Genomic DNA, 16,645 nt, shown 5'->3' with positions numbered 1-16,645 from the left:
AATTAGCCATTTTATGAGCACATTGCGTTCGTAGTAATTTTGGCAAACGTTCTCAAAAAAGTATAATTATAAATCTTAAAAATTTAAATCAAAAGTATTTTTTTTGCCTTAATTTTTTAAAAATATACCCCTAATAATACGGCTAAGCTTCTTGATTTTTAGCGATTTCAGCTGTTGACCTCTTCAGACATTTTTAGCATTGATGTTCTTAATCAAATAAGAGCTGCAACTGCTTTTTGTACATGATGATAGTATTTTCAATTACTCACGTTTCTTAATAAATAAAAAATGGTTAAAATTTATAGTCCTCATCCGAACTCCACTAAGCTGAATTTCAAGAAATTAACACTTCTACTTACTTTATGTTGTTCCTTTTACATGTTCCCCGGCGCTGCATCTGCTGCCAGTGAAATGAAGGAATCTTCCGCTCTGATTTTTACTAAACCTGCCCTGGCCGACGGAGCTTACATGGTTCTACAGAACATGGATAATTTCCCTGCGAATGACCAGTTAACATTTTCTCTGATTCAGATTCCTTGGAGACGAACCAGTCCGGATACTACTGCCTTTAATGAAAACCACGATCAGGTTAAATTAAGGATTTACAGCAAAGGCTCTGAAAATCTTGTTGTTAGCGGTCTGACTTTATCGAATTCAGCTGCCTGGAAAATTGTTTCGGTTGGGGGTGAAGCTTCACCTTCGTATCCAATCTCTATTGCACCAAGGGGTTTTTCGGAAGTTATCATTCAGTTTATAGCACAGGATGCCGCACCAAGAGTGAAGGTATTTCATGATAACCTGATGATAGCTAGTAATGATGCAACAGTACCAAATAAGGAAGTAAAACTTACAGGTTTGTTTCAGTACAAAGGTGAAAGTAACAATGAACCTTACATTCCGGAGATAATTGATGCATTTAACTTTAAAACTAATCCCGGTTTTGTTCACACTGACGGTGCTTCGGATGGGGATAGTATAAAAGCAAATTCTGACGAGGTGGCTGCTGCTTATTTTATCAGGGCAGATGCCAGCAAGGCTATTAATGTATATCAGCTGGCGGCTTATCATGGCTGCTGTGCCAATACAGAGACATTCAGATATTACCCAAAATCTGATAATACAAGCCTGACTGCTTTGTTTACCCATACCAGGCTGGATGGACAATCACTTTTACCAAGAAAAAATACACCTCTTACTTCATTGGCTCAGGGAACATTCAGCCCGTCATTTGTTTTTGGTATTAAAGCAGGTAGTTTTTTCTCAGACAGGACACTAAATCCTGACGGTAAGATTTCACTCAGATTTGAAAAAGTGAGGGATTCAAACGGTAACATTGTCCCGAATGCTTATTTAATGGGAATGGATTATCTGGATAATTCATCAACGAACTACGATTACCAGGATAACGTCTATTACATTGATAATATACGGCCGGAAACCGGATCACCCCATTACTCTAACCTTGCTGCTACAAGCGGATCAGATGTTAATTTTGACGCAACCTCAAGTGAATCTATTAAAGCAACCGGTGTAACGGTCCAGAACCAGGGCACGACTTATCCGGATGGCAGCAGTGACCCCGCTATTGAAATCACAGAAGTAAGGATAACCGGGCCTAATGCAAGTGAATTTTCTGTGGCGCCATTGGCTACAACGCTGGCTATCCAATCCAGTATTTCTATTGATGTAACGTTTAATCCGACTTCGGCAGGCATAAAAAATGCTGCTTTACTGGTATTTTATAAGAGTGGAAGCTCTCCGCTCCGCATTCCGTTATATGGCCAGGGAACAAGCAATGCGTCTATCGTTGAAGCTGTGAAAAGGATCAAAGGTGGTTCAAACACGGGTCTGACATTGAATGGAATCACATACGAGGCAGATCAGGCTTACCGTACTGGTTCTATCAAGCTGGATGCACAGGTTACACCTTCCGGTATAGAAGGAACTGATATTGATGCATTATACCAAACCTATTTATCGGCAGCTACGGACCTGGCCCAAACGGGATATAATATTCCGCTTACCAATGGCAATTACATGATCCGCATGCACCTTGTCGAAAACTTCTTCCCATCGCAGGGATCGAGGGTATTTAGTGCAACAATGGAAAATCAGCAGATTATTACAAGTCTTGATATATTTAAAGAAGTAGGATACAGAACGGCTGTTGTGAAAGATTTTAATACAACGGTAAGCGACGGAACGCTGAATATCAACTTTGTGCCTTCGGTAAATAGGGTTGCTATTGCGGCTCTGGAAATATTCAGACTGGCGGAAAACCCGCTTCCGGTTACTCTTATTGACTTTACTGCGAAAAAAGAAGGACAGACAGCCTTGTTGAACTGGAGTACAGCTTCGGAAACCAACAGTAAACTTTTCGAGGTGCAACGCAGTGTAAACGGTACAAACTGGAATGTATTGGGCGAGGTTGCCGCACAAGGTGAAAGCGCAACCGATTTCCATTATTCCTTCCCGGATACCAAACCGCTCAACGGCGAAAATTTGTATCGACTTAAAATGGTGGATCACGATGAAAGTTTTGCGTATTCAAGAATCGTAAATCTGAGCTTCGAAAATATATTATCTTCATCAGAAGAAACAATATACCCAAATCCGGTCGCAGATATACTGACGCTTAAAGTAGATGACTGGAGTAAAGTTGGCCAGGTGCAGTTGTACAGCCTGACTGGTAAACTGGTATATCAGTCGCAGCAGCCAATAGCCGATATTGATGTAAAACAGCTTCCGGCTGGTTTGTATGTAGTGCATATAAAACGTACGGACGGCAGCCTGCTTACTTACAAAGTGGTTAAAAACTAATTTCTGATCTATTTTTGGTATTAATAAAAACACAGCGTCATTACGTAAACTTATATACGTAATGACGCTGTGTTTTTTCTTTTTAGTTATGAAAAGTTAGTTTTTGATAGTAGATTTCTGACTATATGATCAGTCAGGTTTTGGGATATTTTTTCAGGATATTTTCAATTCTTTCATCGGGGATCAGGTTAGTTACGTCTATCAGTTTAACCTTTCCGTAATCTGCGTGCTGTGTATTGATCACATAATTATGTGCCTCAGGCATCACTGCCGAAGGAACTTTTAAAACCATAAATTTGCCGGCATTGTACCACAGATCACCAATAGGAATGCATTTGGAATAATCGTTAGGATTTCTCCAATCGGCATGTAGGTCAGTTACAGAAACGAGTTCGATTGATACTTCATCAGGAATTTCAATGATCATGATTTTAAAATCGTCATTGAAGCCAACACCCTGACGCCTTACCATATTTTCCAGAAAGGCAAGCGGAATGGATTCTGCTGCGTAAATTACTTTGTTGCCGGTACTATTCCACCGGCCTTTCATTCCTGATGCAAAAAGTGTTGTACTATAAAGTTTGTGTACGATTCTGTAAATCAGCATAATAGTGACTAAACAGGATAACCCTGGGCAAGTTTGTCCAGCTCCTCATTCAGAAAGTCGACTCCGCCACTGGTACTCAGCCAATCCATAGGTTTTTCAGTCGAATTCCAGAACGGTTTCTGAAGCCAGTAATTAAACTCATTGATGTTGCCAAATAGCTGCTCTCCTTTTTCAAATAAGGTGATCAGTTTAAGCAAATGTTCCCCATAAAGCGGTTCCAGTGTTTTCTGTGATTCTTTATAGTTACTGATCGTTCTGGCAGACAAATTGATGATTGCAGCCAGGTTTTTTTCCGGCATATGGATAGCTTCTGCAAAATCATAAAATACTTTGGTACGCAAACCTTTCCGGGCAGAAATAACAATGGCAAAATTACTCGCCATATCGATGTTGTTAAATTTTCTTTTCAGGCTACTCATCATTTGATCTGGAATAGTTTTCATATTCTTTCATTTAGCCTGATAAAGATAGTTGAAAATTTTCTTATTTAAAAATGAAAATTTTCTTTTATGACACATTTTCGTATCACAGATACGACAGATTCTAACTTTAAAAAGATCTGTTTAAAAAGCTCTTGACTAAAAAACGAAAAGGCCGCCTGAAATTTGGATTACAGACAGCCCCTGAATTCAATTATAATAATCACGAACAATAATGACAGGCAATTTTATTCCTGAAATAGTTGGTGTATCTGATTGCGTCAAGTCTTGGTAAATGTAAGCCGTCGGTCGTAATATATTCACCGCAAGCCGGCTGATCGATATATGGATATTTGCTTTTTGGGAAAGTCTGGTGTACAGTTTCCCGCAGCACTTTAAACAACGGAAGGCCGCATAAACTGCTGTCAACCGGCATTTCGAAAAAAACCACGTTCACATTCCTTGCTTTTAGGGACTCAACCAACTGTTTTAATTTCTCCATTGATTTGTGCAATCGGATACTATCAGGCTTATTGGAATAATTGCTGATATGGCCAGCCAGTACTTTCTTAAACAACGGGTTGCCGGCCAACACAATTTGTGAAGAATCTCTGATTGTTTTTTTCTCAGTGATGCTCTTTTTATCAGATCCTCCTTTGATTATTTCCTGTGCAGTTTCTACAACCAGCGCGAGCGGTTCTTTCCCTGTTCTTAAAGCAGGCAGATAAGCCTGGGAATAATATGTGTAAGGACTGAAAAGGGAAGAAGTGAACTCCAGATCTTCACCCCGGAGTATCATGTTGGTTTCGATATAAATATTTTTTGGCAGATGTTCCTTTTTTAACAGGATCCTGAGCCCTTCAAAAGTACTTAATCCGGAAAAAGAAAGATTATAAAAATGATCCAGGCTGTCAGTCAGGATACGTGACGCCAGGGAAGATCCTACAATAACATTTTCAATAGTATCGCTTTCATTGTAAATAAAATTCTGGGCTTTAATCTTGTTTTCCTGCAATTGATGCTGCTCCACCTGCACTGTTGGCAGGAACAGGGGAACGGCAATTAAATAGGTAGATAATATTAACAATGCTGTTATGAGCGTTCTCTTAATCATTTTCGTCGATTTTAAAACTGAAAGTATATGAAAGAACCTGATGACCCGCTGTTTGTCATGATAAGAAAAAGCATCATTGCGTAGGCCACATAGTCAAAGTTTTGCAGTTTAGGCAGACTCTTATTCCGGTAAATTAAATATGCGGCATGGTAGAACACCACGATCGAAGAATACACCAGGATATAGGTAATCAGTTTGTAATCATTTTTTAAATGGGTATTATTTGCAATGCTTTGCAGATACTTAATTACATGGTCAAATTCCGGAAGTTTAAACAACAGCCAGGCCAGAGTAACGGAAAAGAAAACGAATAGTGTTTTGACGACCGTTACCACAGGAGTTTCTTTAATCCTGACCTTGTCAGTAATGAATCTTTCCAATGCCAGAGCAATACCATGAAAAGCGCCCCATACTGCATAACTGATGGCAGCTCCATGCCACAAACCGCCCAGGATCATAGTGATCATCAAATTCACATAAGTCCTGACTTTTCCCTTTTGTTTCCACCCAATGGGAAATAGAGATATTCCATTAAAAATGACGATAATGAAATATGCCAGCGTTTCCAGAATTCTTTGAAGGAAGAGGAGATGTAAGGGAAGTTGAAATTTTCATTGAAGTTGTAACCAAACAATTTAGCCAAACCAATGGCAATGAGCGAATACCCCGCAAAATCAGCGAATATCTGAAAGGAATAACCGAACAGCATCGTAATAAGCGTCAGGGAAGATTCCTTTTCAAAAAAGGGTAAGCAATGCCAAATGTGTAGTCCTTAAGATTATCAGCTACAACCATTTTAAGGAAATACCCGATCGTCAGATTTTTGAAGGATTGCTCCCAGTTTATATCGCTGAGTTTTTTCGTCCCGATCTGCGGATAAAAATCGTGTGCTTTTAAAATTGGCCCGGCAACGAGATGCGGGAAAAATGAAATAAAGAAAAGCGTCCGCTGTGCATGTTCACGGAATGATTTGGGGATCAGCTTTTTATTGTCAAAATATTTTTCGTTGTAAACATCTATCAGCAAACTGATCCCTTCAAAAGTGAAAAAGGAAATTCCAATGGGTAGAGGTATGTTTACAAGAAACCTGGCAACCGAACCATCCTGCGGAAAGAGCGTCGAAGAGATTAAAGGACTGTATTTGAAAAAAGCAAGTGCGGCAAGATTTAATACGATGCCGACCGTTGCCAGTAATTTCTTTCTGCTGGTCAGGCCGTTTACGATGTAATAACTTACAGTTACATTGAGGCCGGCTGAAAATAGCAATAGCAATACCAGTTCCGGCTGGTCATAAGCATAAAAAATAAGGCTGGATAAGACCAGAACCTGGATCTGGTATTTAGCAAGTTTTATCTGGTAGTACAAGATAAAAGTGCATATCAGCAGAGTGATAAATGCAAAACTATTAAAAAGCATGTAGGGGTAAGATGAGTTGAGTAATATCGGACAGAAGCAAAGGCAAAGCAAAATGTACAAATCCCCGGTATGTACAGAACCGTTTATTTTTCTTCGTTTAGTTATATTGTATTTTGAATTTGAGTAGTACTTTTTCTATCATACGCAAATGATTAAAATTTAATTTGTCATAAAAATACAAAGATATAATTGTTCTTTGCTTATTTAAAAATGGATCAGTATGTGATTGGACGCTCTAATATTTTCCAATTCATTTCAAAATTAACGGAAATATCCTATTCTCCAAAATAAATTACAATATTATTAAAGTACAGAAAAATCACATTTAAAGATTATAAAATAGGTACTAAAAATGGTATAGTACAAATTTAACAATTGAATAAACTAAGTTTGTTGGAGTTTGTAAATACAGTTTACTACATCTTATCGAAGTATGTTATTTAGGATCGCAAATAATGGACAGGGTCATTTAACATATCTCTTAGTTTGATAAAAAGTTTGTAAACAAACTGTATTGAATTTAATCAATATCGCAGGTTAATGATGAAAACTGGATTTGCTGCCTTTATTATTGTCATTTTTTTATAATTTTAAAATGAATATTCCTAAACGATTTAATCTATATGTTGAGAATACCGGGGTTTTTCATCATCCTTCTCTGCGCCATCATGGCAGCATCCGGGAGTGATCTTAAGGCACAGGAACTAAAAATTTCAGGGGATCAGGATACCACTCACATTGACCGTGATTACAAACTGGAAGCAACCATGCTTGGGTTTTTCGGTACAGACGGTTCGCGCAATCCTACTTTGCGTGCCAACAAGGGTGACCGTGTCCGAATAAAAATCACAAATGGGGAGCTTATGACGCATGATATTGCACTGGAAGAACTTGGTTTAAAAAGTAAGGTTATTCTGGAAAAAGGTACAAGTGCAAATCTTGTGTTTACTGCCGTACAAAGTGATACTTATTTCTGCTCGGTTCCCGGACATCGCGCAGCCGGAATGGTCGGGAATTTTGAAGTGGTTGAAGGTGCAGTGTCACAGACAACCATCGCAGGACAATTACCAATGAAAGACGGAAAATCGTTAAACCTGAACTTTGAATCAGGATCATTGAATGACTGGACTGCAACCGGCGATGCTTTTTCAAATCCTTTATTCACGCAGGATCCTTCTCCGGTCCATGAAAAGGAAATGCATATCGGCTTTGAAGGGAAATATTTTTTGAGCAGCGGCGGAACTGCAAACTATAAATTAACAGGAACGTTAACATCAGTGCCCTTTAAAGTTACGCAGCCATTTGCTGCATTCAGGGTTTCGGGCGGAGCTTTGCAGGATACCCGCGTGGAACTGTTACTTGCCGGAACAGACAGTATTATTTACCACATCACAGGGCAGGGGCGCGCCACATTACAGCCCGCTGTGGTTGATCTGAAAGCTTATCTGAATAAAGAAATATTTATCAGGATTATTGATAATGAAACCGGCATATCACAAATCCCATACATAGCGGATGACAAATGGGCGCATATTAATTTCGATGAATTCCTTTTTTATCCATCCCGTCCTGATTTTCCGAATGAACTGAAACAAAAAGACATCATCATTTTACCGCCACTCGATCCTGTACTACATGCAGGGCTTTCCGGGATAGAAGCTGCAAAAGCGATGACACTTCCCAAGGGTTTTAAAATTAACCTGGCAGCTGCCGAACCTGATATCATTCGTCCGATCAGTTTTACGATAGATGCCCGCGGCAGGCTTTGGGTGGTTGAAGGGCACACGTATCCAGTTCCGGCACCGGAAGGACAGGGCAAAGACCGGATACTGATTTTTGAAGACACAGATGGCGACGGAACACTGGATAAAAAAATAATATTTACGGAAGGATTGAATCTGGTAAGTGGAATTGAAGTCGGCATGGGTGGTGTATGGCTGGGTGCTGCGCCTTATTTACTGTTTATCCCCATTGATGCAAAAAATGATAAACCTGCCGGTCCGCCGCAAAAACTGCTCGACGGATGGGGGCTGGATGATACCCACGAGGTGCTCAACAATCTGAGATGGGGGCCGGATGGCTGGTTATACGGCACACACGGGGTTTTTACGCATTCCAAAGTGGGCAAGCCAAGTGCATCCGACGACCAGCGAACTAAATTAAATGCTGGTGTGTGGCGCTATCATCCGACCACACACAAATTTGAAATGTTTGCCGAAGGTTCCAGCAATCCCTGGGGAATTGATTTCAATGATTACGGACATCCTTTCATAACGGTTTGTGTGATTCCGCATATGTATCATATTATACAGGGAGCACGCTACCAGCGTCAGGCTGGAAATCATTTTAATCCATATACTTATGATGATATTAAAACCATTGCTGACCACGTACACTGGGTAGGGGAGCGCGGCCCTCATGCGGGTAACTTCCGGTCGGCTTCGGCAGGCGGCGGCCATGCACATGCCGGGGCGATGATATACCTGGGTGGAAACTCCTGGCCAAAAGAATACCGCAATGATATTTTTATGAATAATATCAATGGTGCCAAACTAAACATTGACCATCTTGAAAGGGTAGGATCGGGCTACGCGGCAACGCATAAAAATGATTTCCTGGCTATGAACGATTCCTGGTCGCAATGGCTCAATTTTAAATATGATCAGGCTGGTTCCGTATTTGCGATCGATTGGTACGACAAAAACCAATGTCACAGCCCTAACCCTGAGGTTCATAACAAAACCATGGGACGGATTTTCAAGATCACGCATGAAAATGATAAATGGGTACGCGTGGATCTGACAAAAGCTACGGACATGGAACTTGTAAATTACCAGCTTAATCCAAATGAATGGTATGTAAGGCAGGCAAGAACCATATTGCAGGAACGCGGGCCGAATAAAAAGGTGCATAAAGCATTGAAAGAAATACTGGCCAGGAATCCTGATGTTACGCGCAAAATTCGTGCTATGTGGACGCTCCATGTGACCAAAGGATTTAACGAAAAAGAACTTACCGATCTGCTTTCCAATGACAGCGAATATGTAAGAAGCTGGGCAGTTCAGTTATTGACAGAAAATAAAAACGTTACACCTGAAACACTGAAACATTTTACAGCACTTGCACAAAACGATAACTCTGCACTGGTAAGATTATACCTGACGTCTGCAATGCTAAGACTTGAACCTGCACAGCGATGGGACGTCCTGGATGCCCTGGTTCAAAAAGGGGAAGATAAGGACGATCATAATCTGCCGCTGATGGTTTGGTACGCTGCTGAACCTTTGGCGGCTGTTGATATGAAACGCTTTTTGCTAATGGCAGAAAAGGCGAAATTTCCAAAGTTTTTGCCATATACGATACAGCGTGTGGCAGCTTTGGGTACAGAAGATTCTAAAAAAGCATTAAAAGAACTTAACGATAAATTGGGGAAAATGGATTCACACGAAAATCATGAAAGTATGGAATTGATTGGAAAAGTATTAGGGAAATAATAGGGTGTTAATATTTTATTTTTAGTTTAAAATAATTACATCTTGGTTATTTTTCTTTTAATGCATTCACCGGAATCAGTTGAAATTTGTATTATATAATTTCCATTAGTTAAATTAGAAATATCAACCTGGTTGGTTTTTTCTTTTTTCAATATTAATTTTCCTTTCATGTCGTACAAAATGAGTTCTTTAATATTTATATCTCCTATATTAGATATTTTAACAATATTTTGTGCCGGGTTTGGGAATGGTATATGATCTGCTTTTCTAATAATTGGTTTAATTGAAATAATCCTTGATTCGGTGGTCGTACCATTAAAATCTACCTGATTTAAACGATAATACGTTATTTTATTTGAAACTGATTCATCGTTGAATATATAAATGCTTTTTATGTTGCTATCACCATTTCCTTTTATTTTACTAATTGACAAGAAATTTTTAGCATCGTCGCTTTTTAATATTTCAAAATAATCATTATTGGTTTCAGAAACCGTGACCCATTTAATCCGGTTATGGCCGTTTGGCAATGCTGTTCCCTCAAATTCAATGAGGGTTACCGGTAATGGAGGATCCGGTAATGATGGCGCTTTTGCCATTAGCGGATGCGCATTTTTAAGTACATCTGTTTTCCGATTGGTAATAGCATCTCTCCATAGTTCGGCCGCAAGTTTTTGGCCTGATTCATTGAAATGTGCACCGTCATATCTTCCCGAATTATCGATCTGGTTTAGGTCTGCTCCGCGAAAAGCATTTGTAACGCGATTGATCAGTGAATCCTGTGCATCTGTAATTTCCTGCACTATACCATTGTTATAACACGACGTGGCAATCATCCATGCCAGTTGCATGTATTCTGATTCCTCCCTTGTTTTTTCGATTACTTTCAGGCTCCGGAAATAAAACCCTGCACCGGTTGTATCGATATCATTGATTCCATGGGCTGAAAGTATTGCTCTTAAACCGGTTTTGGATGCATATTCATTCATTGCATTCCTGATGTTCACATAGGGCATACGAATATCATAGTTGATAAAAGTATGTACAAAAGGAATGTTATATGCTGCCTTATAAAAATGCCCCATGTTACTTCCGCCAAACGCTGCACTGTAAAATAAAACGGGTACATGGAGAGTATCGACCAAAAGATCACCTAGTTGTGACCAAAACCAGGGATATTCTGCCATAGGTGCAATGCCACATTCCAGGCATAGATTTGTTGGTTTTAATGGTGGCATAAAATCGGGGTTTCCAGTCTGAAGATATTGCTGATACAAGGATGTATCGGCTCTTGTATTAATTGAATTGACCAGATCGCTGGCTGCCCCGATCATAGTACTATTGGCAACAGCCGCGTTGGAATGTCCAACGATGAGGAACACTTCCCCAATGCCAACCTTCTCCACTGTAACTTTGCTTCCGGTCTGTTCCCGTTTTTTTATACCCCTGACTTCAAGATCAAACCTGCCTCCTTTTGCCTTTAGTGATCCGCTGAATACCCCGTTTTCCAGGTTATCGTCAATTTGAGTCCAGTTCACAGCTTTGCCAGGTTCGCCCGGACGATTTACCAGGCGTGCCTCAATATAATCCACCTGGGTTGTACAGGTTCCGGTAATAAAAATGGTCGCAATCCCATCCTCATTTCTTTGATAGACCATTCTTGGGGAGGAAAACTGACTTTAATCTGTGCAAGTGACGCAATAGGAGTAAGTATAATTAATAGCGTGGTAAATTTTTTTATACGCATAAATCTGATAATAAATGTGTATCAAAAAAGAAATTGCGATTTTTTTGGATATGAAGAAAACGAAATAATAATATAACTAATCTATAAATCAAATACTGTAATTGTAATGAATGAAATTAACATAATTTATTTTTATTATATAAAAGATTTATTCAACGTATTATTATCTTAAAAGACCAATAGGTAACCAATTTTATATTTATTATTTGAATAATAATTTAAAATAAGTTTTATAGAATATTTGATTTAAAAATATTAAATTCAATTATGTTCATCACAACAAAATTGTATATGATTTTGTCAAACTATTAATTTGAAAATATAATATGATTTGTAATTCCGTTTGGTAAAAAATATTTTGTTTTAATTAGGAAGGTATCTACATTTAAATAATTTCTTTAATACTTTATTTTAATTAATTATTGAAATAAAGTAACATTATTTGCTCCTTCTATGCCTGTATAATACAATTGCATTTAAGTAAGTATTATCAGGAACTGGCCATCCGGCTGCTATGCGTTTGTCATGCAATTACCAGTGATTTTTATTATTCACTTTTACTCATCTCAAACCTTATGTGTTACGTTTATCTTAAAACATGTGCTGATTTCAATACCTCATTATGTATTAATCGCACAGCCAACCTGCCCGTCAGAAGATTGATAAGCAATAATTTTCTGGCATTTCTGTCCGTCCTTTTTTAGTAAACCTGAATGCAGCTACATTGTTTGCCCAGGAGCCTGCCGCACCTTTGATTGTTAAGGTAACTGTTGACAATAAAATCCCGATAAGCAAAAATCAGGTTCAGGTAACGATGGAAGTTACAGCACTCGCAGCAGTTCAGAATGCAAAAGCTTCGTTTGGTTCTTCTCAAAATATAAGTATCAAAAAACAGTCTGAAATTGAGCTGGGATCTTTAAATGTAAATCAGAAACGAACCTTTATTACGCAGATAGCTTTCCCAAAAGATGGCCATGCCGTACTGAAAGGAATTTTTACAGCAATTGATAAAAATGGAAATAAATTAGGGGCCTCAGATGAAATCTATTTTTTGGTAAAAAAAGGAGAAACATTTTATGGAAGAGGAGACTTTATGAATGCCAGGATTGATAGTTTGAAATATAAATTGAAAACACAAAAACTAGCACCTGAAGTATATAAGCAGAGTTTTGACAAAGCAATAAAAGACATTATTAAAGGAAAGGAGGTTCATTCCGGAATGCGTCGGCCGGTAGTGCCGAAATCACCTGGCCAGGCTGTAAAAAAAGCAGCAGCTCCGGTCACAGTATCAGGAATTATTAACTGGACTGCTCCTAACGGAGATAAATTGCCGCTAAAACTGGCGGTTGTACAGATATGGGACGAAGACATTCTATCCCCTGAATTACTGGCAACAACGGCCACTGATATTAATGGTTTTTACACGGCTTCTGTTTCTGGGTCCATTATTGATAATCCTGATATTTATGTAAGGGTGCTGGCAAAATCGGATGATTTCTTCATTGTGCCCGATAGTGTTGGAGGAGATGAAAGTAAAACCCATTTTTATGACTCAGCGGTTTTTCCGGACGTTACAGCACCAACTCTTTCCATTCCGATTGATATTCCCAGCAATAAAACCGACGATCTTTCCGCCAACGTGAATGCATTTTGCGTACATGCTGCATTGATTGAAAGTGCTGATTATGTAAAAACACGTGCATCAGCTTTACCTAAATTAACCGTGATATTTCCAGTTGCCGGTAACGTTTCCAATTACAGCGGTACTTTAAATATAACCAGAAAAAGGCGTTTTGCGTGGGATGTAATCCACCATGAATACGGTCATTATGTAGCCAAATCACTGACGCTGGAAGGGGTAAGTCCGGGTGGGAACCATGGCCCCGGGCAAAACCTGGCTGAAACCCGTACCAAAGAAAAAGGTATGATACTGGCCTGGTCGGAGGGATGGCCAACCTATTTCGGGACCTCATTGCAACAGGTAAGAGCGTTGAACATTCCCAGTGTAGGAGCGGGGGATATCCTGTATGATAATCTGGATCCCGATCCTGCCCTTCGGCTTACATGGAGTTTGAAATCGCAAAGCCCTTATCCGAGTATCGGTGAGGATAATGAAGTTGCTGTTCAGCGCGTATTATGGGATTTGTATGACAACGCCGCATCGAGTCCTTATGATGAAGTAACATTAGGAGACGTTGTGGTATGGCAGACCATAGCCAATCAGCATCCTAAATTCCTATATGATATCTGGACACCATTTACGACCGGAAAACCGATGTCTGAAATTGTTAAATACGGAGCCATTTTTGCCGAACATAAGGTAGCATCGTTACCAAAGTTGCCTGCAAGCGAAACAACACTTCCAAATCTGGACAATCCCGTAACATTTGAATGGGACGCAAATGGTGCAGGGCCAAGTTATAAAAATAACAAATTCACTGTTGAGTTTTACAATCCTGCTTTTTCAAAGCTTCTCTTTACATCTCCTGAGCAGTCGACACCAAAGTATATCGCTAAACCTTGTAATCTTCAGGAGATTTTTGCGGACGGTACAGAGGTAAAATGGGTTGTTAAGTCCAGCAATAAAAGCGCCTCGCCAACTGTTGATACACCTGATACCGGCCCATATACCAGTCCTGCCTTTACACTGAAATCAGCAGTACCCGGAAAACGGGATAAAGCAGATATCGTTTTTGTGGTTGACGACACGGGAAGTATGGGCGAAGAAATTGAAGGAGTAAAACAAGGAATTATCAGTTATCTGGATTCATTTTCAACTTCACCGGATTCAGCCTCCTGTAAAGTTTTCCAGTTAGTTACATTTAAGGATGATTATACAATCAGGCCTGCATCGACGGACCTGAACGTGATTAAAAACCAGGTATCGGCATTGTTTGCATCCGGTGGCAGCGACTGTCCCGAAGCATCAATTGAAGCGCTCATTGCAGTAGATGCTTTGGTGAAAGACGGCGGGGATGTCAGGCTATATACCGATGCTGATCCGCACGCTGGCCTGAATCCTCAGACAGTTATTGATCTTTACAGTGCGCATGGCGTTACCCAAAGTACATTACTTTCCGGTACATGTTCCGGGTCTTTTGTAGCTGCTTCCGACGGAACGGGTAAAAATTTTCCTCCCTCTGATAATAAGGACGGTGCTTCCAAGCCAAACGATACGGTACCTTCTGTTTCTGCGATTGATATTTATTCTTTCATGGCACAGCAGACAGGAGGCGATTTTGTATTTTTCCCGGAGGTGAACAGTGGTGATCCATCCGATTTTGAACGATACAGTAACCTGGTGCTCAACATACTTGTGGGAACCGTATCGAGTGCAGTAACACTGATAGAGCCATACAGCGGACCGGCTGGCAGTTCGTTAACTCTGACCATTACGGGCAGAAACACGAATTTTAATGATAGCTCTGCAATATCTTTTTCCGGAGAAGGTATTACAACGGGAGCTCCAAATGTTATTTCAGCAACTAAGATGGAAGTTCCGGTTACGATTGATTCAGCTGCAGCATTGGGTTTCAGGGATATTACAATAACTTCAACCCTGGACAGCAGTGTTACTGAAACCGCTAATGGCATAGGCTTGTTCTCGGTAACTGATGCTACGGGGACACCGACTATAGTAGGAATTACACCACCTTCCGGCACTACAGGGCAAACTTTAACCGTAACGATCAGCGGCCAGAATACCACTTTTACAGACAGTTCTGTTCTGAATATGGAAGCTGGTATTACAGTGTTAAGCCGAACAGCCATCAATCAGGCCCAGCTTCAGGCACAAATTAAAATTGCAGATGATGCTACTCCCGGTTTTCGAAATGTAACTGTTACAACGGGCACCGAAGTCGCTACTGAAAATGTAACGGGGCCATTCCTGGTCACAACGGCAGGATGTACTCCTATCAGCATTGAGAGTGTAACCATTCCTTCCGGCAGCATGGCCACACTTACTGCAACAGGATGCCTGGGTACATTATTGTGGTCGACGGGCGATTCTACGAGCACCATTACAATAGGCCCGCTGACTGAAGGTACCACGGTATCGGCAACCTGCAAAACAGGCGAATGCGAGGTTTCAGCCAGTGCAACCATTACTGTTACACCCAGCGACAGTGTTTTTGCTTTGGCAGCACCGGATTATAATTGTAGTACAGGTGCATTTACTTTTAACACAACCGGCGGTGATGGAACACCCGTAACCTTTTCAGCCATTGGTATCACGGGTGCTACTACCAATCCAAATCAGTTTGTAGACACAGAATTACGTACAGCGGCAGATGCACCATTGATTGCACTGCACGCGACCCAAAGCGGTGTATCTGTATCCTACCTCTGGAGCCTCAGGGAAACTTGCCCACTTACACCAGGTGACAGCACCTTCCGGTTAATCGCACCTACATACAATTGCAGCACCGGAGCTTTCAAATTTAATACTGCCGGCGGTAATAGTTCAACTATTGAGTACAGGGCAGTGCCTGGAATTACAGACTGGACAACCAATCCTGATCAGTTTGTAGATTTCGAAGCACGAACTTCCGATGACGTACCGCCATTTTATTTGCAGGCGAGGCAAAACGGCGTAGTTGTTGCCCTTTCCTGGGATTTGAAAGCGGCATGCGGACGTGCCCGTATGAGTGTTTTTGAGCCGGAAGCAGCGAAAAAGAAAGCAATTCAAAATTCCCTGCCGATGCGAGTATCCGTGCTGGGTAATCCGGTGGCGGGCGAAAACATTGAGATTGAAGTAAGAGGAGCAGAGCAACAGCCGCTGAAAATTCAGCTAAGCAATATCGGCGGTCAATTATTAAATGAATACCAGATCAAAAAAGCTTCAGGAGTTGAACGCTTAAGGTTACCGATGACCCAGTCGGCAGGTATGTATCTTTTACAAATCAGCAGTCCGGGCCAGAAAAAGGTATTGCGGGTTTTGAAGGTGAAATGAACATTTTTTAATATAGTTGAATAATCGTTATCCGGACTTTTGTTGGCCGGAATGGCTAAGAAAAAAACTTCCCG

General features: G+C 40.4%; 8 protein-coding genes and 1 pseudogene. 3 read left to right on the top strand and 6 right to left on the bottom strand.

Features of this window, described 5'->3' with window-relative positions:
- Positions 1–288 precede the first annotated feature (288 nt).
- Positions 289–2,820: a malectin domain-containing carbohydrate-binding protein gene (locus KZC02_RS02070; RefSeq protein ID WP_221392579.1), complete on the top strand. Its 2,532-nt coding sequence runs from the start codon at positions 289–291 to the stop codon at positions 2,818–2,820.
- A gap of 133 nt (positions 2,821–2,953) precedes the next feature.
- Here KZC02_RS02070 and KZC02_RS02065 read toward each other — a convergent pair whose 3' ends face one another.
- The 5 genes and pseudogenes from KZC02_RS02065 to KZC02_RS31380 all read right to left on the bottom strand — a co-directional run bounded on the left by KZC02_RS02065 (position 2,954) and on the right by KZC02_RS31380 (position 6,376).
- Positions 2,954–3,427, bottom strand: coding sequence for an RES family NAD+ phosphorylase (locus tag KZC02_RS02065; protein ID WP_221392578.1), 474 nt, complete (start codon positions 3,425–3,427; stop codon positions 2,954–2,956).
- Positions 3,428–3,435: 8 nt separating this feature from the next.
- Positions 3,436–3,870 carry an antitoxin Xre-like helix-turn-helix domain-containing protein gene (locus tag KZC02_RS02060; protein ID WP_221392577.1) on the bottom strand — a complete coding sequence of 145 codons (435 nt, stop codon included), beginning with the start codon at positions 3,868–3,870 and terminating at the stop codon, positions 3,436–3,438.
- 199 nt (positions 3,871–4,069) lie between these two features.
- Positions 4,070–4,960, bottom strand: a complete 891-nt coding sequence (locus KZC02_RS02055) for a hypothetical protein (protein ID WP_221392576.1) — start codon at positions 4,958–4,960, stop codon at positions 4,070–4,072.
- An 11-nt stretch (positions 4,961–4,971) separates the two neighbouring features.
- Positions 4,972–5,669, bottom strand: a pseudogene (locus tag KZC02_RS31385) (MBOAT family O-acyltransferase).
- Between the two features lie 11 nt (positions 5,670–5,680).
- A complete protein-coding gene (locus KZC02_RS31380; RefSeq protein ID WP_229253958.1) occupies positions 5,681–6,376 on the bottom strand; it encodes a hypothetical protein in 696 nt (231 codons plus the stop codon).
- Positions 6,377–7,044: 668 nt separating this feature from the next.
- Between KZC02_RS31380 and KZC02_RS02045 the strand changes: the two genes are divergently transcribed.
- The gene (locus tag KZC02_RS02045) at positions 7,045–9,870 is read left to right on the top strand and encodes a PVC-type heme-binding CxxCH protein (protein ID WP_221394915.1); all 2,826 of its coding nucleotides are present in this window, start codon (positions 7,045–7,047) and stop codon (positions 9,868–9,870) included.
- 35 nt (positions 9,871–9,905) lie between these two features.
- Here KZC02_RS02045 and KZC02_RS02040 read toward each other — a convergent pair whose 3' ends face one another.
- Positions 9,906–11,528: a T9SS type A sorting domain-containing protein gene (locus KZC02_RS02040; RefSeq protein ID WP_229253957.1), complete on the bottom strand. Its 1,623-nt coding sequence runs from the start codon at positions 11,526–11,528 to the stop codon at positions 9,906–9,908.
- Between the two features lie 813 nt (positions 11,529–12,341).
- On the opposite strand from KZC02_RS02040, the gene KZC02_RS02035 reads away from it, so the two are divergent.
- Entirely contained in the window at positions 12,342–16,571 is a 4,230-nt protein-coding gene (locus KZC02_RS02035) for a T9SS type A sorting domain-containing protein (protein ID WP_221392575.1), read from the top strand.
- The last annotated feature ends 74 nt before the right edge of the window (positions 16,572–16,645 follow it).

Origin of the sequence: Dyadobacter sp. NIV53 (genome assembly GCF_019711195.1) — a bacterium.
GTDB lineage: Bacteria > Bacteroidota > Bacteroidia > Cytophagales > Spirosomataceae > Dyadobacter.
Note: the sequence above shows the minus strand (reverse complement) of the source record. Positions and strands in the feature narration are given on the sequence as shown.